Source organism: Proteus penneri (assembly GCF_022369495.1).
In the GTDB taxonomy this organism is placed as follows: Bacteria; Pseudomonadota; Gammaproteobacteria; order Enterobacterales; family Enterobacteriaceae; genus Proteus; species Proteus penneri.
On record NZ_CP059690.1, the window covers coordinates 1,490,601 to 1,511,778 of the forward strand.

Below are 21,178 nucleotides of genomic sequence, written 5' to 3' on the forward strand. Positions count from 1 at the left end.
TAAAAGATATTTAGAATACGATAAGTGACAATGTCACCTTTATCTGTTAAAAAGCGAAGATAATGAGTAATAACCCACTACTTCGCTTTTTAACAAAATTTATTTCAATTTGAGAAAATATAACAAAAGCGAAATATTGTTACTTGTCTAATGCGGACAAAACGACTTTCTTAATATATTGATATCCTGCCTCAATTTGTTGTTCATCACAGATTTCAGTATTTTTTATAGTAAGCTGCAGCAAGTTTAAGTGTTTGATAGTTTCCCACTCATTGTTATCAAAACCACACTCAGAACAAAACTGCACGGGCGCATCATCGCTATTGCGAGCACAAAGCGTTAATAAACTTAAATCTTGTTTATGATGGCTTTTTATCACCAAGTTTTCATAGATTGTTTTATTAAGATTATTTTGTGCTTCTAGATCCTTATTTCCTTTCTTTACAATAGCAAAATTTAGTTTATTAAAGTCAGATGCAGATAAAACACGAATATAATAGTGCTCACCTTCTTTTTCGAAAGCAGCTGCTTGATTAAAAAACTGCTCAAGTTTGATGCGTGTTTCCCATTGAATTTGTGCATATCTTCCATATCCAGATGAAGTAAAAGGATAAAGTTGATGCACACTCCACATTGACGCTACCGCTGGTGCGGATTGAATACCATCAATTTCAGGAACATCATCGTCTTGTTCTGGACATAATTTAGGGGGATTGCTTAAAAAACGACTAATACGTGCATCTTTAATACAGACTACACCAGTAGGATATGGTGAAAATCCAGCTTGAAATGGTTCAAAAGAAACTGAATCGGCAAGAGAAAGTTGTGTAATGCTTTCATATATTTCAGGTGTCAACTCGAGTAATGGGGCTTCTTTCTTTAATTTCTTACATAAAGTCTGATAAGGGATAAGATCATAATTATCATCAAGAAATAAGCTTTTCATATAACCAAATTGCGAAGCATCAATATGAATGTAAAATGAATTATTGTATTTTTCCTCGCACTCTTTTCTTAATTCAAAAAGTGGTTTTAACTTATCAACACAGCCATAAGACGGTGCACCTAATATTCCTATAACGCCTAGAATGGGCTCACCTTGTTCAATCAAACGAAAAACAATACTACGTGTTTTTTCAATATCAGTTTTAAATGTTTCATCAATAGGCAATGCGATAAGGTTGTCATACCCTAAACCAAGTATATCCATTGCTTTTTTCCAAAATTCAAAACGGGAAACTGGAACAAGCAATTTTCCTAAATGCATTGTTTTTGTCATGCCCGTTCCTCGGCATGTTAAATGGCTAACATCATCAAAAATCCCACGCTCATTGAGTTGTTCGCTGATTGCTAAAATATCCGTAACAGACATATTGAATAACTCAAAGGCTTTTTTATCTGCAACTAAATCGCGTGATTTTGGGTGACGAGCAATTGCCATAGGTAATGTCTTTAAATTTCTGAGCGCCCATAATATTTCATAGCAAGCAAGAGTGTGGCTTGTTGTGATATGGCCAAATGCTTCTTCTGATGAGAAACCGATTAATCTACAGAGATCATCTGTAATTTTCTTTTCTTGTTCTTTTAATAAGGGGGAGTGGTTATTAAAAACATTATCTGAATTGTATGCTAATGCGGAAAGATAACCGAATTTCGCCAATTGCATCACTTGAGAATGATGATGGGAAAAATAAGGTTCAATATCAGATTGATTATAATTATTTTGCTGCCTTAAAGGCTCTAAAATACTTTCATAAGCATTATCTACTGCTTTTTTTTCAATAGTGTTACTTTTTATTTTAGCGTCTAAACTCTCGCTATTATTTCTTTTCATTTTATTTGCTTTAGGAAAAGAATACTCACTATCCATTAGTATATTTATCATCTCTCGGTAATAACATGTGAGAGTATCAATGGTTCGGGTATGGTATACACGTTCTGTAGCACTCAGACAGGTTTGTTTGTAATTTGCCATCATCGCACCTATATATAAATTTTTATTATCTGTTTTAATGAGAATTGTGTTTATTAATCGTCAATAATTAATCTTTATTCAAATGATATACTACATGATGAGTAAGAATCTTCTTTATTTTATTGATATCAGTTAATATTTTTCTAATTTGATTTAATTAAATGATGTTTTGATGATAAATGATTTAGCTTTATTTGTTAGTTTCTTTAATTTATTATCAATTTTGATTTAAGTTATATTACTATAAATGTGATATTATTTTTGCTAAGGTCGATACTTAAATCTACCTTAATAAGAATTAATGAATATTTCTATCGCTTAACTGCTATTAAAAAGAACAGATATTGAATTACTTATCTAAAATAAGAATTTGTTTATTTAAATGTTATTTATTTTTTCTTCAATATATAAAAAAACACATGAAATATGGACATGTGTTTTTCGGAATATTCGTTTTTTAGAAAGTAAAATAAGTTCTGGCTCTTATATCAAATAAGTTTCAAACACCCTTAATTTTACTCTTTTTCGTTATAAGACAAAGTTTCAAGCATCACTTTACCAATCAAATCACCAGACTCCATTAATTTATGTGCTTTCCCCACTTCTTTTAATGGAAAAATAGCATTAATCATGGGTTTGATTTTTCCTTCAGCTATAAGTGGCCACACTTGCTGTTTTAGTTCTTGAGCTATTTGTGCTTTCTCTTCTATTGAGCGAGATCGCATCGTTGAACCAGTATGAATTAAACGCTTAATCATCATTGGCATCATATTTAAATTTTTAGGCATTCCTTTCATCATACCCACTTGTATAACGCGCCCAAATTTACTGGCAACTTGATAATTCTTTTCTACGTAATCCCCACCAATAATATCAAGAATAACATCAACACCTTTCCCTTCAGTTAAGATAGGAATTTCCTTAGCAAAATCGGCTTGTTTATAATTGATGACATAATCAGCGCCGAGATCACGTGCTACGGCAGTTTTTTCTTCAGAGCCTACCGTTGTATAGACTGTTGCACCTATTGTGTGAGCAAGCATTATAGCCGTTGATCCAATTCCTGACGTTCCACCATGAATCAGAACAGATTCCCCCTGTTTTAGCTTCCCTAACTGAAATAAATTAGCCCAAACAGTAAAAACATTTTCAGGTAATGCAGCGGCTTCAATATCCGTTAAATTCATTGACGGTAATGCAATGTCTTCATGTGCAATACAATATTGAGCGTAACCACCTCCAGCAACTAATGCACAAACTCTATCTCCTAATTGCCATTTAGTGCAACCGTCCCCTAATGCGACAACTTCTCCAGCAACTTCAAGGCCTGGAATAGGTGAAGCATCTGCTGGTGGCGGATAGCTTCCCTGCCTTTGAAAGATATCAGGTCGATTAACACCTGAGGCGGCAACTTTAATTAAAAGATAATGAGGAGGAAGTGTAGGTATTGGTGATCGTTGGGGTTTTAATTTATCTATACCGCCAGGCTCTGTAATGGCAATCTCTAACATATCCGCAGGTAAAACAGTATTCATCATAGGCTCCCATTTTATTTAATCACTCTCGTATTTAATGATAAATAAACAAAATCAACACGCTGTTTCTCATTTTAATCAGGATAGTCGATTATCCAGCAATAAATAATCTAAGTGTATTTGAGAGATTATAACCAACCTTGCTTCTGATGTTGTATGCAAATCGGGCATAATGTTGCGTCAGATTTCCATGATAAGAAAGCTAACCGACATTTTTCACAGTGGGCTTCATAATAGTGATAAAGAATGGGTTCATTATTTTTAGCGACATGTTCTTTAACATGAATAGATTTAGGAAAACAAACCACTTCACAACTCATACAACCAGTGCAACGTTTTTCATCAAGCGTGAATATATTATTTTCAAGTTCAATCGCACCTTCATCACAGACCTTTGCACATGCGGAACAAAGAATACACGTTTCGGTATCTAACTGAATTTGAAACCAACTGTCTTCTGGATAAAGTTGTTTTCTTGCATTTAATCCTGTTCTTACTTGATCTTTATTAAGTGGTTTTTCATCTAGTTTTTGACGAAAAAGCATAAAGCGGCGCCCACTATCAATATCAGTAGGTTCTGTGATAATTAATTGCCAAATAGGCTCTTGTAATGTTTTTAATTGAAGATTTAAGTTGGCTAAAACAGGAAGCCATTTATCCACTAAAGGCTGTGCTATCTTCATTCCTCTAATTTGATATTGGCGGTGCCACACTAACAATTCTTCTGTGCTTGCTAATGGTTCATCATGATTAACAATAAGGTAATTATTTTGATATGTTCTTTCATGAGGCGCGATATTTTCTATCGCATCAACGGGACAAGTAAATAGACAATTGCCACATTGAAAACAGCGTTCATTGTCTATTTTTACATCTAAAAGAGCAAAAGTGATAGCGCCCACAGGACAAACTTTAGAGCAACTATCACATAGGCTTTGTTTGAGGCGTTTTCTCACACATTTATCATTAATAATTGGTTCAGGAGGAAGATCCACCTTAATAAAACGCCTCATACTTCACTACTCCACTACTTTACAATAAAGAATGCAAAACGATTGAGAATTTCTGCAACCAGTATTGTTGCGCTACTTGCTAACACCATACGCAATCCTGAAGTAAATACAGCATTACGATATTTCCATACGCTGTATCCCATCATTAACATACCAAGAATTGACAAAATCCATGCAGATATTCTTAATCCGAATGTTTCATTATACGCAATGATAGGCGTATGAGGGAACGTTATTGCATCATTTGTTGAAATGACTGATGACATCCATTCTAAATAAAAGGGTTGTTCCGCCATACGTAATGTCACTGCAAGAAAAATAACGACTAATGCACTAATGACAATTCTTTTTGCTAGTTCACTATTTATAAAGGCTTTAACGCGAAGTGCAGTAATTAATAGCGCTATAGCCGCCCCTGTTGAAAATAGTGCGCCTATAAACATAAAGTAAGTATTAATGTGCATCCATGTCAGCATCGAAGTATTGTAATACAATGATGCCATACAAATTATGTCGATGATGCCAAGCAAACCAATAACCGCTAATAAAGTTTTGTTCATGTGCCCTTTAATCAAAACCACTAAGGTATAAAGGCATAACGCACCAAGATAAACGGCAGCAAATATGATTTCACGACTCAACCATGATGAAGAAATATGGCGTAATGCATGAAAAGCATTCCATGGATATCCCATATGTAGTGTTGATGCTAATAATCCTAAACATCCTAAAATAGCGGCAGTTAATAACACGGGTCGCATAGCAACCGTAGCTCTTTGATTACCAATCTCTTTTTCTAACCAACAAAAATAAAGAGCTGAAAAAAGTGTTACGCCAACAGAACTCTGGACGAATAAAGTAAAGGTCACTAATGGCCATTCATTCATGCTTGAACTCCTCCCTTTTTCGTCGCACCAGTATGAGGTTTGATAACTAAATTTGGATTTGTCATCGTAAAGTCAGGCAATCCTTGAACTTGGCTTAAATGCCCATATTTCGCTCTTAGATCTTTAATTTTTCCAAACTTAATCGCATTTAGCGGGCATGTATCAACACAAATTGGATTTTTTCCTTCTGATAGTAAATCAATACAAAAATCACATTTTGACATTTGTCCAGTCTCTTCATTCATTTGTGGTGCGCCATAAGGGCATGACCATGCGCAATAGCCACAACCTACACATTTAGAGGTATCAACACGAACAATGCCATCACCTTCACGTTTGTGCATTGCTGTTGTTGGGCAGTTTTTCACACAAACGGGCGATTCGCAGTGGTTACAAGAAATCGTTAATGTATATGCAAACACATTATTAACCAGACCTCCTTGCCCTGTTGGTGTAAAACCGCCTCCTTTTACTTCATAAATACGACGAAAACGGCGACCAACTTCTAAATTATTTTTATCTTTACATGCTACTTGGCAAGCTTTGCAACCAGAACAACGAGAGGAATCAATAAAGAAACCGAGCTGTTCATCACTTACCGGCGCATATTCTTTAAAGTCACTCATGCTTTGGTTACCTCAACTAAAACAGTTAAATGTGAATTACCATGTGCTAATGGTGTCATTCGTGTCGATGTTAAAACGTTAGGGCATCCCCCATGATCAACGCCGTTTTCATCGGGAGCCCACCAAGCACCAGCTTGTAAACCAACAACACCAGGAATAATGCGTTGTGTTACTAATGCAGGGATCTCAGTGATCCCGCGGTCGTTATAAATACGCACCATATCACCATTTTTGATACCTCTATTTTCAGCATCAATTGGATTTATCCACGCCTCTTGACGTTGAGCTTCTTGTAACCAAGGATTAGCATACTGTGTTGAGTTAGCTCGATTTTTTCCTTTCCAAGTCAACATTTGTAATGGATATTTTTCTGTTAACTTATCTTCTGGGCCTTCAATTGCTGGCACATAATGAGACAACGCCGGAATATCCGGATTATTCATGTCATAAAGACGTTTAGAAAAAATCTCAATTTTACCTGAAGGTGTTGGGAATGGATTATTCTCAAAGTCACTGATGTTTTTTTCAAAGGCAACGAAAGGTTTATCTTTAAAAAGATAACGGCGTGTTTTTTGTAACTCGTCAAAATTAGGAAAATCAGGTCTATCATCAAAACGTGTTTTGTTGGTATCAACAAGATGAGCAATCCACTCTTTCTCACTACGGCCTTCAGTGAACGCTTCTTTTACACCCATTTTTTCAGCAACTTCCGTAATCCACTCATAATCAGAACGGCGTTCAAAAGCGGGTTCAATAACTTTTTCAGACAGAAGAAAATAGTTACCCGTCCCCCATGTATTACCAATGTTCCAACGTTCTAGAAAACTGGTTTCAGGTAAAACAAGATCGGCATATTTTGCAGAAGGTGACAAATAGAGATCACTAACAACAATAAATTCTACTTTTGAATCATCTGCTAATAATTTTGCAGCTGCATTCACATCAGGATTTTGGTTAACTAAATAATTACCCGCTAATGAGAAGATCATTTTGATATTGGTATCGAGTTTATCAACACCTAAAAGACCATCTTCAACACGAACTTTACTTGCATCTTCAACAGCCTGCATCCAGTTCATAATAGAGATTTTAGCTTTTACTGGATTTTCGCCAATATTAGGACCACGAATAGATTGACGGTTACCAATACCACCATATCCAGCTGCCCACGCTCCTTTCTTACCAACATTTCCTGTAATGGCGGCGAGTAATGATGAGCCTCTGGCACTACGCTCACCACAAATATGACGTTGAGGCCCCCAACCTTGAATTAAGGCGGCAGGTTTTGTCATGGCATATTCACGTGCAAGTTGGCGAATAGTATTTGCAGGTACTCGAGTAATTTTTTCTGCCCATTCAGGTGTTTTTTCTATTCCGTCTTTTTTACCTGTCAAATAAGCGACCAAAGACTCATTAGCAGGAACACCTTCTGGCATATGCTCTTCATCAAAGCCAATAACATATTTATCAATAAAAGATTTGTCATGAAGATTTTCGGTGACAATGACATACATCATTGCATCCATTAAAGCATTATCGGTTGTTGGTAAAAGCGGTATCCATTGGTCAGCAAGAGATTGGGCGGTATCAGAATAACGAGGATCGACCACAATAAATTTAGTACCATTGTTTTTCATCTTTTGAAAATAATGGTTAGTATGCCCAAAAATGGTTTCATTAGGGTTATGACCCCATAAGATCACTAGTGGTGTGTCTTCAAGGGTGTCTAAAGAGCTACCTGTTTTTGCAATACCATAAGTATAAGGCGTTACTTTTAAGGTGTTACCCAAGCTAACTGAATGGTAATAAGGAAGATAGCCTCCTGTTAAATTAAAGAGTTTCTTCATCATGGTATCACCAGAGAAGATCCCCCCTGTTACTGCTGTGCTCACTGTTAAAAAACGACTTGCAGCACCATGTTTCTCCGTTAAACGTGTCACATTTTCCGCAATAAGCGTTGTTGCCTCATCCCATGAAATACGTTCAAATTTACCTTCACCACGTTTGCCGACCCTTTTCATTGGGTATTTCAATCTATCAGCATGATAAGAAAACTTGCGATAACCTCGTCCACGTACACATGCCCTCATAACAGGCATGGCTTCATCTAATTCATTATCTGGTCTCGTAGTAATACGAGTAACAATACCTTCCTTTATATGTGCACGAATATCACACTTACCACCACAGTCAAAAGTACTGCATGTAGCAACAACAGTAGAAGATTCTCCATTTATTTTTGCAATGGGTAAACTTTCATCTACATTAGCTTGTGCATTTCGTGCGAAAAATGGCACTGTCACTAATGCAGCACTTGATTGAACAAAGTGGCGACGACTTAACGACATCATCCCTTTGTTTTCCTTATTTTTTTCTATTTTTTTCATTAGCTTATCATTCTCACATAACAACTCTCATTAGTAAAAATGATAGGGTATAGTGGTAAACCATCATTGATGCACATCAATACCACTAAAGAGGTAATAGAATGTTTCAATTTTCCGCACTTCTTTGCAGTTTCCCCATCTTTTATAAGGAAAAGCTAACTCAAGGTAGCATTAAGTTGCATCAAAAATACATTAAGTTAGCTTTTCCTAATTTTTTGTTATAAAAATAACGAGTTATACATAAAAAATACAAAGATAAGATAAAGCCGTAAATAAAATGTCAATATAAAGATAGAAAATATTGAAGCACCCCTTCATTTTTGGCTTTTGACACGGATAATTTAGTAATAGCACTATGACTTCGTCAGAAAATCGAATAATATACCAATTGAGTATAGGGTTAGCGCAAATTGTTCTAAATAAACCTTTAAGCAAAACATTGTTTTTATCAAGATACATGTTTTGTTACATTCAGAATTATTTCCACACGTACCGTTATTTCCCTTACTAATTACTTCAATATGTGTTAAAATTGACGCATATCAATATTTTTATTTGTAATGAGCAAGCTTATGATCCCAGAAAAACGCGTCGTTCGCCGAATCCAATCTGGCGGTTGTGCAATCCATTGTCAGGATTGCAGTATTAGCCAGCTCTGCATCCCGTTTACTTTAAACGAGCATGAGCTTGATCAACTCGATAATATTATCGAGCGTAAAAAGCCCATCCAAAAAGGTCAAACCTTGTTTAAAGCAGGTGATGAGCTGAAATCACTTTATGCCATACGTTCCGGTACAATTAAAAGTTATACCATTACGGAAGAAGGCGACGAGCAAATAACAGGATTTCATCTTGCTGGTGATTTGGTTGGTTTTGACGCCATTATTAATACTGAACACCCAAGTTTCGCACAAGCTTTAGAAACCTCTATGGTTTGTGAAATTCCTTTCGAAACGTTGGATGACCTGTCAGGCAAAATGCCTAACTTACGTCAACAAATGATGCGCCTAATGAGTGGTGAAATCAAAGGCGACCAAGAAATGATCTTACTGTTATCGAAAAAGAATGCAGAAGAACGTCTGGCTGCTTTTATTTATAACCTCTCTCGTCGTTTCGCACAGCGTGGTTTTTCGCCTCGTGAATTCCGCTTAACCATGACTCGTGGTGATATCGGTAATTACTTAGGTTTAACCGTAGAAACGATTAGTCGCTTACTTGGTCGCTTCCAGAAAAGTGGCATGTTAAGCGTTAAAGGCAAATACATTACTATTGAAGATAGTACGTTATTAAGTGAACTAGCTGGTAAACTTCCTTCGTCAGCTGAAGTTTAATCTGTTACATTTCACTCGCTAATTTTATAACGGGGCACACAAATTTGTGCCCCGTTTTCTATTTTGTGCTATTGCATTTTATCTTCTTGGGTTATCTTTAAATTGTAGATGGATAAATCCAGCCCTAAAGAGGATATTACAATGGAAAAATATCAAAACCTTCTCGTTGTCATTGATCCTAACCAAGATGACCAACCAGCACTTCGCCGTGCTGTCTATATCGTTCAGCGTAATGGTGGGCGGATAAAAGCTTTTCTACCTGTTTATGATCTCTCTTATGACATGACAACCCTTTTATCTCCCGATGAACGTAATGCAATGCGTAAAGGTGTTATCAGCCAAAAGGCAGCTTGGATCAAACAACAAGCACGCTATTACCTTGAAGCTGGTATAGAGATTGATATAAAAGTCATTTGGCATAATCGCCCTTATGAGGCAATTATTGAAGAAGTCGTTGCACATCAACATGACTTGCTAATTAAAATGGCTCACCAACATGACAAATTAGGCTCGCTTATTTTTACCCCCCTTGACTGGCAACTGCTTAGAAAATGCCCTTGCCCTGTTTGGATGGTCAAAGATAAAGAGTGGCCTGAATATGGCACAATTGTCGTGGCAGCCAATTTATCAAATGAAGAATCGTATCATGATGCACTTAACTTAAAACTGATTGAATTGACAACTGATTTGTCTCATCGCATACAAAAAGATCCTGATGTTCATCTACTCAGCGCTTACCCTGTTGCACCTATCAATATAGCGATTGAGTTACCTGATTTTGATCCTAATCTTTATAACAATGCACTTCGTGGTCAGCATCTTATTGCGATGAAAGAACTTCGTCAGAAATTCGGCATCCCTGAAGAAAAGACACATGTAAAAGAAGGATTACCAGAACAAGTTATTCCTCAAGTTTGTGAAGAGTTAAATGCGGGTATTGTTGTTTTAGGTATTTTAGGAAGAACGGGACTTTCAGCAGCCTTCTTAGGGAATACCGCAGAACAACTAATAGACCATATCAAATGTGATTTATTGGCCATTAAACCTGATGGTTTTACCTGCCCTATTACTGTTGATAGTGATCACGATTAAACTTATTACTCTGTATACTAAAAAAGCCAGTCAAATTTTGACTGGCTTTTTGCTATTCGCTATCTGTATCTATTACAGCTACAGCGCTTTTAAAATTGCATCCACGCTGGCTTTAGCATCGCCAAACAACATTTGTGTATTCTCTTTAAAGAATAGTGGATTTTGAACACCTGCATAACCTGTATTCATTGAGCGTTTAAACACAATAACATTCTGCGCTTTCCACACTTCTAATACTGGCATACCTGCAATTGGGCTATTTGGATCATCTTGTGCTGCTGGGTTTACTGTATCATTAGCGCCAATCACCAAAACCGTATCAGTGTCGGAGAAATCATCATTGATTTCATCCATTTCTAATACAACATCATAAGGCACTTTAGCTTCTGCTAACAACACATTCATATGACCTGGTAAACGCCCTGCTACTGGGTGAATACCAAAACGCACTTTCACACCACGTTGACGTAATTTCTCCGTAATATCATGCACAGGATATTGTGCTTGAGCAACCGCCATTCCATAACCTGGGGTAATAATAACTGAGGTTGAATTTTTCAGCATATCAGCCACTTCTTCAGCGGTTGTTTCGCGATACTCACCCATTTCACCGTCTTCTGTTGAAGCTGAGCCATCAGTACCAAATCCACCTGCTATTACGCTAATAAAAGAACGATTCATCGCCTTACACATAATATAAGAAAGGATAGCACCTGAAGAACCCACTAATGCACCTGTTACAATTAACAAGTCATTGCTCAACATAAAGCCTGCTGCCGCTGCTGCCCATCCTGAATAAGAGTTCAGCATCGAGACAACCACTGGCATATCTGCACCACCAATCGATGCAACTAAATGCCAACCAAAAGCCAAGGCAATCACAGTCATTATGATGATTAAGAAAACTTGTAAGCCAACACTGTCAGTTTTAACAAACCAAATCATCAATAAAAAAGAAACAACCAAAGCTGCAAGGTTTAATTTATGACGATTAGGTAACATCATCGGTTTAGATGACATTTTCCCGCTTAATTTACCATAAGCGACAATTGAACCAGTAAATGTAACCGCACCAATGAAGATCCCTAAAAAAACTTCTGTTAGGTGAATATTCACCATGACAGGATCCATTGCCGTATTGTGGTCAAGATAACTGTTAAAACCCACTAAAACCGCCGCTAAACCTACAAAGCTATGTAAGATTGCGACCAATTCTGGCATTTGAGTCATTTCGACTTTTTTAGCTAAACGAATACCAATAACGGCACCGATTACCATTGCAATAATGATCCAACCCACATTACCAGCATAAGGACCGAAAATGGTTGCGAACAATGCAATTGCCATCCCTGCGATACCAAAATAGTTACCTTGTTTAGAGGTTTCATGTTTTGATAAGCCGGCAAGGCTGAAAATAAATAATATCGCGGCGACAATATATGCCGCTGTAACAACGCCGCTGGACATAATTGTCTCCCTTATCCTTTACGGAACATTTTCAACATACGTTGAGTAACAGTAAATCCACCAAAAATATTAATACTCGCAATCAATATTGCAATAAACGAAAATAGGCTAACCCAGCCACCACTACCAATTTGGAGCAAAGCCCCAACAACGATAATGCCTGAGATTGCGTTTGTCACTGACATTAATGGCGTATGCAATGAATGACTTACATTCCAAACAACGTAATAACCTACAACACAAGAAAGTGCGAATACAGTAAAGTGAGATAAAAACTCTTTCGGTGCAACATTTGCAAGCCATGCAAATAATAAGAAGGCTACCGCTAATAAACTGTATTTTTTCCAAGATGAAACAGGTTTAGCAACGGGTTTCTCTTGTGGTTTTGTAGCAGGAGTGGCTTTAGGTTGTGCAGAAACTTGAATAGGTGGCGCTGGCCATGTTACTTCACCAGCACGAATAACAGTCACACCTCTAATAACAACATCATCAAAGTCAATATTGATATTGCCGTCTTTTTCTTTACACAATAATTTCAATAGGTTAACTAAGTTAGTGCCATAGAGTTGAGATGACTGTGCAGGCAAACGAGCGGCTAAGTCAGTGTAACCAATGATTTTTACGCCGTGTTCTGTCGTAAAGATTTCATTAGGAACGGTATATTCACAGTTACCACCATTTTGAGCCGCAAGGTCGACGACAACACTTCCCGGCTTCATTGAATCAACCATCTCTTTCGTAATTAAACGAGGGGCGGGTTTTCCTGGAATTAATGCGGTTGTAATGATGATATCAACATCTTTTGCTTGTTCTGCAAATAATGCCATTTCAGCATCAATAAATGCTTTTGACATTACTTTAGCATAACCATCACCACTGCCCGCTTCTTCTTTAAAATCAAGTTCAAGGAATTCAGCACCCATACTTTGAACTTGCTCTTTAACTTCAGGGCGAGTATCAAAAGCACGAACAATAGCACCAAGACTACCTGCGGCACCGATAGCAGCAAGACCAGCAACACCCGCACCAATGACCATCACTTTAGCTGGTGGTACTTTACCAGCAGCAGTAATTTGTCCGGTAAAGAATCTTCCGAATTCATGTGCAGCTTCTACAACAGCACGGTAACCTGCAATGTTTGCCATAGAACTTAACGCATCGAGAGATTGTGCACGAGAAATACGTGGCACACTATCCATTGCCATAACGTTAATATTCTTTTTAGCCAACTTTTCAAGCAATGTCGCATTTTGAGCTGGCCAAATAAAGCTCACCAATGTCGCGCCATCTTGTAGTAACTCAATTTCATTATCCAGTGGTGCATTTACCTTTAAAATAATGTCTGATTGCCAAACATTTTGAAGGTCGAGGATCTCAGCGCCAGCTTCCTGATAAGCGTTATTTTCAAAACTTGAAGCAATACCAGCACCATTTTCAATTGCGACTGTAAATCCTAATTTTATGAGTTGAGTTACTGTGGCAGGTGTTGCCGCAACCCTTGTTTCATTAGAAAGTCGCTCTTTGGGTATACCAATTCGCATAATTTTCCCTTCTTATCCATAGAGATCTGTTAAAATTTCTCCATTAACTTCACATTCATGCAAAAAAAATGTTAAAAATAATAATATGCATGCCATTAATCGGAGCTCTAATAACCTACTGAAAATAAAACCAATAATCTATATCTGTGTAAAGCTAAAATTGAACTTAATTGGATCATTTTAGTCGAAAAGGCATATTTATGAATTATTCACTATATTCAGGTAAATATCTGGTAACATATACTGGTCATTTGACTCTTTGGTGATTCACTAAATAAAATAATGCGACAAATGCTATTATTACATGTAATAATTAATCTCTATGTGATAAACCACTACGTTCAGCACATGACCAATATTAATTGCGCAAGGCGGAAGGATTTTGTATGAAGCTGAAAACCTCAGTCATCGCAGCAGCGATGTTGTCTTTAACTAATATCACTGTTGCGCAGGCTGCTCAGGAATTAACACCCGAACAAGCTGCAGAACTAAAACCATTTGAGAGAATTACAGTTATCGGTCGTTTTAACGCTATTTATGAAGCCGCTGACGCGGTCTCTCGTCGTGCGGATAAAGTCGGTGCTGATGGTTTCTATATTCAAGGTCTAGATGATATCAGTGATAGTGGCAACATGAGTGTTACTGCTGATCTATACCATAAAGATGCACCAAAAGCAGAAGAAGAAAGCTATCGTGTTTTTCATGGCGTAACTGAATTACCAAAACCTGAAGCAATTCTGTTACAACCCTTTGATACTGTTTCTATCCGTGGTTATTTCCCAACAACACCTGATATTAACGATGCAATTGCAAAAGCGGCTGCTAAAAAAGGTGCTGCATCATTCTTTATTGTACGTAATGTATCGACAAATGATGGTGGCAACCAAGAAGTTACCGCTTATATCTACAAAAAAGATGCACCTAAACGCGCTATTCAAGCACCAGAAGCGGTTGTTCCCTATGATTCTGATGCTGGTCGCGCTCTTATTGCAGAAGGCGGAGCTGCTGCCAATAAAGTTGAGAAGCCAGGTCTTGCATCAAACACTGATTTTGATAGAAGCGTAGGTACATTTGCTGAGACACAAACTTCGGGTGCAAGTGGTCGTTACACTGTAACATTACCTGATGGCACTGAAATCCAAGAAGTCAATAAAGCTGCCGCTGCGTTAATGGATCCTTTTGATACCATTACCTTTAGCGGATACTTTGTAAACTCACCAGAAATTTCTTATCAGGTTGCTAAACGTGCTGCCGCAAAAGGTGCCAAGTATTACCATATTACAAATGAATGGCAAAGTGATGGTGGTACAGTCACTATTACTGCTGACCTATTTAAGTAATAAAATGCCCTAATTAAAAAAACCTTGCTTATGCAAGGTTTTTTTTACTCAAAATATAATCAAACAAACTACATTTTGTAAAAGTGCATAATTTTTATGATTTAATGCATAGACAACCAAGTTAACTCTCCGTAAAATCTCGCTGTTTTTTAGTGTTTTTATCTTTATTTAAATTTGAGATATTCATATTTATTCTATTTATTGACCGAAAAACAAGAAAATACGCTATTTATTTACAATTTTAATCACGTAGGTAATTATCCTTGAATAAGAAACTTGGCTTAATATCACTCACCGCGTTAGTATTAAGCTCAATGGTTGGTGCAGGTGTATTCAGTTTGCCTCAAAATATGGCTGAAGTTGCTAGCCCTGCTGCATTGATTATTGGCTGGGTAATAACGGGTGTTGGGATCCTCTTTCTTGCCACGTCTTTATTGCTTCTCTCTCGCCTTAGACCCGATCTTGATGGTGGTATTTTCACTTACGCTAAAGAAGGATTTGGTGAGTTTATTGGTTTTTGTTCTGCATGGGGTTATTGGGTCTGTGCAGTTGTCGCTAATGTTTCTTATCTTGTTATTGTCTTTGCTGCCTTTAGTTTTTTTACAGATACACCAGAGAACGTTATTTTTGGTGATGGGAATACATGGCAGGCATTAATTGGAGAATCAATTTTACTTTGGGTTGTCCATTTTCTTGTTTTACGTGGTGTTCAAACTGCAGCCAGCATTAATTTAATGGCGACAATGGCAAAACTCCTTCCTTTAGGATTATTTATTATTGTTGCTCTATTGGCTTTCAATATGGATATATTTACTCTTGATTTTAAAGGTGTAAATATGGGTGTCCCCGTTTGGGACCAAGTCAAAAATACCATGCTGATTACACTGTGGGTATTTATTGGTATTGAAGGTGCAGTCGTAGTCTCCGCAAGAGCCAAAAATCGTCGTGATGTTGGCTTAGCAACAGTACTTGCCGTTGTTATCGCATTAATTATCTATATTCTTGTCACTTTATTATCGCAAGGTTTAGTTAGCCAAGCAGAATTAGCAACGATGAAAAACCCATCAATGGCGCCGTTACTGGTTCAGCTTATTGGTAGCATAGGCGAGATAATTATCGCAGCAGGTCTTATTCTCTCTGTATGTGGTGCTTATTTAAGCTGGACTATCATGGCGGCAGAAGTGCCATATATTGCTGCTTTGCATCACTCATTCCCTAAACAATTAGGAAAACAGAATAAAAATGATGCTCCTTCATCTTCATTATGGTTTACCAATTGTGCTGTCCAATTCTCTTTAGTTTTAATTTGGTTGACAGGAAGTAACTACAATACATTACTGACTATTGCATCAGAGATGATCCTTGTCCCTTACTTTCTTGTCGGTGCATTTTTATTTAAAGTCGCAATCGCACGCAGCAGTCGTGCTTTATTATTAATAGCTATACCTGCAAGTTTATATGGTTTATGGCTACTTTATGCATCAGGTGTTATTAATTTATTGCTCTCTGTCGTTTTGTATGCACCAGGTATTCTGATATTTCTATACACACGAAAACAATATAAAGACAAAAATCCGCTATTATTGAGTGAAAAGATCCTGTTAGCTCTTGTCTTATTTGGCGCAATTCCGGCATTAGGTTACTTAATTATTTACTAAAAACAATCTGAGAGGTACTAGAGAAACAGTACCTCTCCTACTCTTATCATTCTTTACTTCCCAAGATCCCACCTAAATCAAATTTTTTCTGCTAAGCTGTTATTTTTAATACAGTTGGTTAGGTACTTAAAAAGTATGGAATATATAGTATGTTGTAACTAATTAGTAGGTAATTATTAATAAGCTAGATAATAAAAAACCCACAGGAAGTATAAGTTCCCGTGGGCCTAAAAACATCTCACTATTAAATTAGTTAAAACTCATTTGTTCCATTGCCTGCAATATACGTTTATCTGATATTGGATATGGTGTACCTATCTGCTGAGCAAACAGACTTACTCTAAGTTCCTCTATCATCCAACGAATATTTTGCACTTCTTCTTGCTGTTTTTGTTTCTCTGATAACTTACCTAACCACTGTTGCCATTGTTGAATAACATTTTCAACTCGACTCATTTGAGCGCGATCACGGTTAGGATCAATGGCCAATTTTTCCATTCGTTTTTCAATTGCACTCAAATAACGAGGAATATCCGCCAGACGTTTCCATCCATGCGAGGTAACAAAACCAGGAAAAACTAATTGACCAAGTTGAGCTTTAATATCAGATAATGCAAAAGCAACGCTAATATCCACCCGCCCTTTTAAACGTTTATTGATAGCAAACACTTGAGTTAAAATCGCTTCAACTTGTTTTGCTATTTCAACCACCGCATCATTTAATTCAGATCTGACATATTCTTGCAGTTTTTGATATTCACCTTCTTGCCAAATTAAACCACCATAAGACGCCATTAATTTATCAACGCCACAAGCAATACAATCATCAATTAGCTCTAATACTTTGCCATAAGGGTTAAAGTAAAGACCAAGTTTTGCTTTATTCGGTAATTTCTCATGTAGATATTTTATCGGTGATGGAATATTTAATAATAGTAATCGCCTTACCCCTTCCCACATCGAAAATTGTTGTTCAGATTCTGTTTCAAAAAGCTTAATGCTTACACTGTTTTTTTCATCAACCAGTGCAGGATAAGCCTTCACTGAATAACCACCTCGTTTCTGCTCATAACGCTGAGGTAAATCACCAAAACTCCAAATATGTAAATCATGTTGTTCAATACCATCATCAGCTACTGCTGATAATGTTTCTTGCACTTTTTCCTTTAAATTCTCTTTTAATTTATTGAGATCTTTACTTTCTGCCAGCGTTTTATTTTTATCACCAACAACACGGAATGTCATTTTTAAGTGATCAGCAACTTGGTCAAGTTGCCAACTCTCTCTATCAACCGACACTCCCGTCATACGACGTAATTCTTTTTCAAGTCTATCGAGTAAATTACCTTCAACTTGGGGTACTCGTTCTAAAAAAGCAGAAGCATAGTTAGGTGCTGGTACAAAATTACGACGGATAGGTTTTGGTAATGACTTAATCAAGGCCACAATCAATTCATGACGAATACCTGGAATTTGCCAATCAAAGCCTTCGTCTTTTACCTGATTTAAAATAGGTAATGGTATATGAACAGTGACACCATCAGCCGCAGTACCCGGCTCAAATTGATAGGTTAAACGTAATTTTAGATTATCTTGATGCCAATAATTTGGATAATCTAATGCGCTAACACGTTTAGCATCATCTTTAATAAGCATACTTTTTTCAAAGTTAAGCAGATCAGGTGATGCTCTTTGAGCCTCTTTCCACCATTTATCAAAATGTCGAGACGAAACAACATCCTGAGGTATTCGTTGATCGTAAAAAGTAAACATTGTTTCATCATCAACAAGAATATCTCGACGACGAGATTTATGCTCTAACTCTTCAACTTCTGTTCGTAATTTTAAATTGTCACGGAAAAATGCATGACGAGTCTGCCAATCTCCCTCCACTAACGCATGTCGGATAAAGAGCTCACGACATAAGAGCGGATCAATTTGGCTGTAATTGATAAGTCGAGAAGCAACAATTGGTAAACCATACAAGGTCACTTTTTCGTTTGCCATTACAGCGCCTTGCGCTTTTGACCAATGAGGTTCGCTATACTGATGTTTCACCAAATGTTCAGCAATAGGTTCAATCCACTCAGGTTCAATCCGAGCTGCAATTCTCCCCCATAAACGAGATGTTTCAACGAGCTCCGCCACCATTGTCCATTTAGGTGGTTTTTTGAATAGACCTGAGCCTGGATAAATCGAAAAACGCGCATTTCTTGCACCCGTGAACTCTTGTTTATCCGCATCTTTTTGTCCAATATGCGATAATAAACCGCTTAGGAGTGCAACATGAACACTTCTAAAATCAGCTGGCTCACTATTGACAGGAAAACCTAATTCTTTCACAACTTGTCGTAATTGCGTATAAACGTCTTGCCACTCTCGAACACGCATAAAATTTAAAAACTCTTGGCGACACAGTTTTCTAAACTGAGAATGACTCAACTCTTTTTGTTGAATTTTTAAATAATCCCACATGTTTAAAAAAGACAAGAAATCAGAATCTTTATCCTGGAATCGCCGATGTTTCTCATCAGAAGCTTGTTGTTTATCCATCGGTCTTTCACGAGGATCTTGAATTGAAAGTGCGGAAGTAATGACCATCAATTCTTTAACAGCACCATATTTACGCGCTTCAAGTACCATTCTTGCTAAACGAGGATCAATAGGAAGTTGTGCAAGTTGTTTTCCCATAGGGGTTAAACGATAAGCACCTTTATTATCTGTTCCCTCTTGTAATGCACCTAGCTCTTCTAATAAACGAACACCATCTTGAATATTACGTTTATCAGGTGGCTGTACAAATGGAAAAGCACTAATATCTCCTAACCCTATCGACGTCATTTGCAAAATAACAGATGCAAGGTTGGTTCTTAATATTTCAGGATCAGTAAATTCAGAACGAGAAATAAAATCATCTTCTGAATAAAGGCGAATACAAATACCATCAGAAACACGTCCACAACGCCCTTTTCTTTGATTTGCTGACGCTTGTGAAATAGGCTCTATTGGCAGTCGTTGTACTTTAGTACGATAACTATAGCGACTAATACGTGCAAAACCGGTATCAATAACGTATTTAATACCCGGTACAGTTAATGAAGTTTCAGCAACATTAGTTGCTAAAATAATACGCCTACCACTATGAGGATGAAAAATTCGATTTTGTTCACTATTAGATAAACGAGCAAATAAAGGCAATATTTCAGTATGACGAAGTTGTAGTTTATTCAGAGCATCAGCAGTATCGCGAATTTCTCGCTCACCGCTCATAAAAATAAGAATATCACCCGCACTTTCTCTGCTTAATTCATCAATAGCATCAATAATCCCATCTGTCATATCCTTATCGCTATCCAGTTCATCGCCACCAATTGGGCGATATCTCACTTCAACAGGATAAGTTCTACCAGAAACTTCAATAATTGGAGCTTGACTAAAGTGTTTAGAAAAGCGCTCAGGATCAATGGTTGCTGACGTAATAATGACTTTTAAATCAGGACGTTTAGGTAATAGCTGTTTTAAATAGCCAAGAATAAAGTCAATATTTAAACTACGCTCATGGGCTTCATCAATAATGATAGTGTCATATTGTAGTAATAGTTTATCTTGTTGCAATTCAGCTAATAAAATACCATCTGTCATAAGCTTAACGAGGGTATTATCACCGACATGATCACTAAAACGAACCTTATAACCGACAGCTCCTCCTAGCGTGCTTTTTAATTCATGAGCAATACGTTCAGCCACTGAACGTGCAGCTAAACGACGAGGCTGAGTATGTCCAATAAAACCCTTGATCCCTCGTCCTAACTCAAGACAAATTTTAGGGATTTGTGTTGTTTTACCTGAGCCTGTTTCCCCTGCAATAATAACGACTTGGTTATCTCTTATTGCATTATAAATAGCGCCTTTCTTTTGACTAACAGGAAGATTTTCTGGGTAAGTAATTTCAGGACAATTAGCACGACGGTGAATTATCATCTGTTGTGCTGTAGTAATATCGTCTTTAATTGCACTTAATACCGCTTGTTTAGACTCTTCATTATTAATTTTAGCGACGCCACGTAGACGTTTTTTTAATCGTTGCTGATCCCGCAACGAAAGTTGCTCTATTTCTTTGTAGAGCACCGCAGATGATAATGCCACCTTTTGCTATCCTTTTTGAGGTTTATTTAACCAAATAATATTGTAGTTATGATATCACAACAGCCAATTTGCACATAAAGAGTTGATGAATTTTCATATTACATAAATGTATATAATCAATAAACTTGAATAGCATATTTGAACGATTAACCAACCATGGCAGTTTTTATAAAGAACAAC

The 21,178-nt window shown here is 37.0% G+C and carries 13 protein-coding genes; 4 read left to right on the forward strand and 9 right to left on the reverse strand.

All coding sequences use genetic code 11. The features are described 5' to 3' along the window. Positions 1 to 139 precede the first annotated feature (139 nt). The 6 genes from H1225_RS06795 to H1225_RS06820 all read right to left on the reverse strand — a co-directional run bounded on the left by H1225_RS06795 (position 140) and on the right by H1225_RS06820 (position 8,423). Positions 140 to 1,975, reverse strand: coding sequence for a tyrosine decarboxylase (locus H1225_RS06795; RefSeq protein ID WP_109847415.1), 1,836 nt, complete (start codon positions 1,973 to 1,975; stop codon positions 140 to 142). A gap of 515 nt (positions 1,976 to 2,490) precedes the next feature. Next, on the reverse strand, positions 2,491 to 3,510 hold the full coding sequence (locus tag H1225_RS06800) for an NAD(P)H-quinone oxidoreductase (protein ID WP_420910161.1): 1,020 nt from the start codon (positions 3,508 to 3,510) through the stop codon (positions 2,491 to 2,493). A 128-nt stretch (positions 3,511 to 3,638) separates the two neighbouring features. Next, complete coding sequence (locus H1225_RS06805) at positions 3,639 to 4,523, reverse strand: 4Fe-4S binding protein (protein WP_115065373.1); 885 nt, start codon at positions 4,521 to 4,523, stop codon at positions 3,639 to 3,641. A 14-nt stretch (positions 4,524 to 4,537) separates the two neighbouring features. Further along, a complete protein-coding gene (locus H1225_RS06810; RefSeq protein WP_239739593.1) occupies positions 4,538 to 5,410 on the reverse strand; it encodes a dimethyl sulfoxide reductase anchor subunit family protein in 873 nt (290 codons plus the stop codon). Then, entirely contained in the window at positions 5,407 to 6,036 is a 630-nt protein-coding gene (locus tag H1225_RS06815) for a DMSO/selenate family reductase complex B subunit (RefSeq protein ID WP_161748365.1), read from the reverse strand. Before H1225_RS06815 ends, H1225_RS06810 begins: the two co-directional genes overlap by 4 nt. After that, complete coding sequence (locus H1225_RS06820; RefSeq protein ID WP_161671518.1) at positions 6,033 to 8,423, reverse strand: DMSO/selenate family reductase complex A subunit; 2,391 nt, start codon at positions 8,421 to 8,423, stop codon at positions 6,033 to 6,035. Before H1225_RS06820 ends, H1225_RS06815 begins: the two co-directional genes overlap by 4 nt. A gap of 572 nt (positions 8,424 to 8,995) precedes the next feature. Between H1225_RS06820 and H1225_RS06825 the strand changes: the two genes are divergently transcribed. Together H1225_RS06825 and uspE are read left to right on the forward strand one after the other, a co-directional pair. Further along, entirely contained in the window at positions 8,996 to 9,754 is a 759-nt protein-coding gene (locus H1225_RS06825) for an FNR family transcription factor (protein ID WP_036936742.1), read from the forward strand. A 141-nt stretch (positions 9,755 to 9,895) separates the two neighbouring features. Continuing rightward, positions 9,896 to 10,846: a universal stress protein UspE gene (gene uspE, locus H1225_RS06830; RefSeq protein ID WP_072063983.1), complete on the forward strand. Its 951-nt coding sequence runs from the start codon at positions 9,896 to 9,898 to the stop codon at positions 10,844 to 10,846. A 78-nt stretch (positions 10,847 to 10,924) separates the two neighbouring features. Here uspE and pntB read toward each other — a convergent pair whose 3' ends face one another. Continuing rightward, positions 10,925 to 12,313 (reverse strand): Re/Si-specific NAD(P)(+) transhydrogenase subunit beta, encoded by a 1,389-nt coding sequence (gene pntB / locus H1225_RS06835; RefSeq protein ID WP_006536662.1) that lies wholly within the window; start codon positions 12,311 to 12,313, stop codon positions 10,925 to 10,927. Positions 12,314 to 12,324: 11 nt separating this feature from the next. Then, entirely contained in the window at positions 12,325 to 13,854 is a 1,530-nt protein-coding gene (gene pntA / locus H1225_RS06840) for a Re/Si-specific NAD(P)(+) transhydrogenase subunit alpha (RefSeq protein ID WP_161730110.1), read from the reverse strand. 386 nt (positions 13,855 to 14,240) lie between these two features. Here pntA and ydgH point away from each other — a divergent pair, with 386 nt between their 5' ends. Both ydgH and H1225_RS06850 read left to right on the forward strand, forming a co-directional pair. Further along, entirely contained in the window at positions 14,241 to 15,194 is a 954-nt protein-coding gene (ydgH, locus tag H1225_RS06845) for a DUF1471 family protein YdgH (RefSeq protein WP_006536660.1), read from the forward strand. Between the two features lie 263 nt (positions 15,195 to 15,457). Beyond that, positions 15,458 to 16,852, forward strand: a complete 1,395-nt coding sequence (locus tag H1225_RS06850) for a basic amino acid/polyamine antiporter (RefSeq protein WP_109847410.1) — start codon at positions 15,458 to 15,460, stop codon at positions 16,850 to 16,852. Positions 16,853 to 17,101: 249 nt separating this feature from the next. On the opposite strand, the gene hrpA is transcribed toward H1225_RS06850, so the two are convergent. Beyond that, on the reverse strand, positions 17,102 to 20,998 hold the full coding sequence (hrpA, locus tag H1225_RS06855; protein WP_239739595.1) for an ATP-dependent RNA helicase HrpA: 3,897 nt from the start codon (positions 20,996 to 20,998) through the stop codon (positions 17,102 to 17,104). Positions 20,999 to 21,178 lie beyond the last annotated feature (180 nt).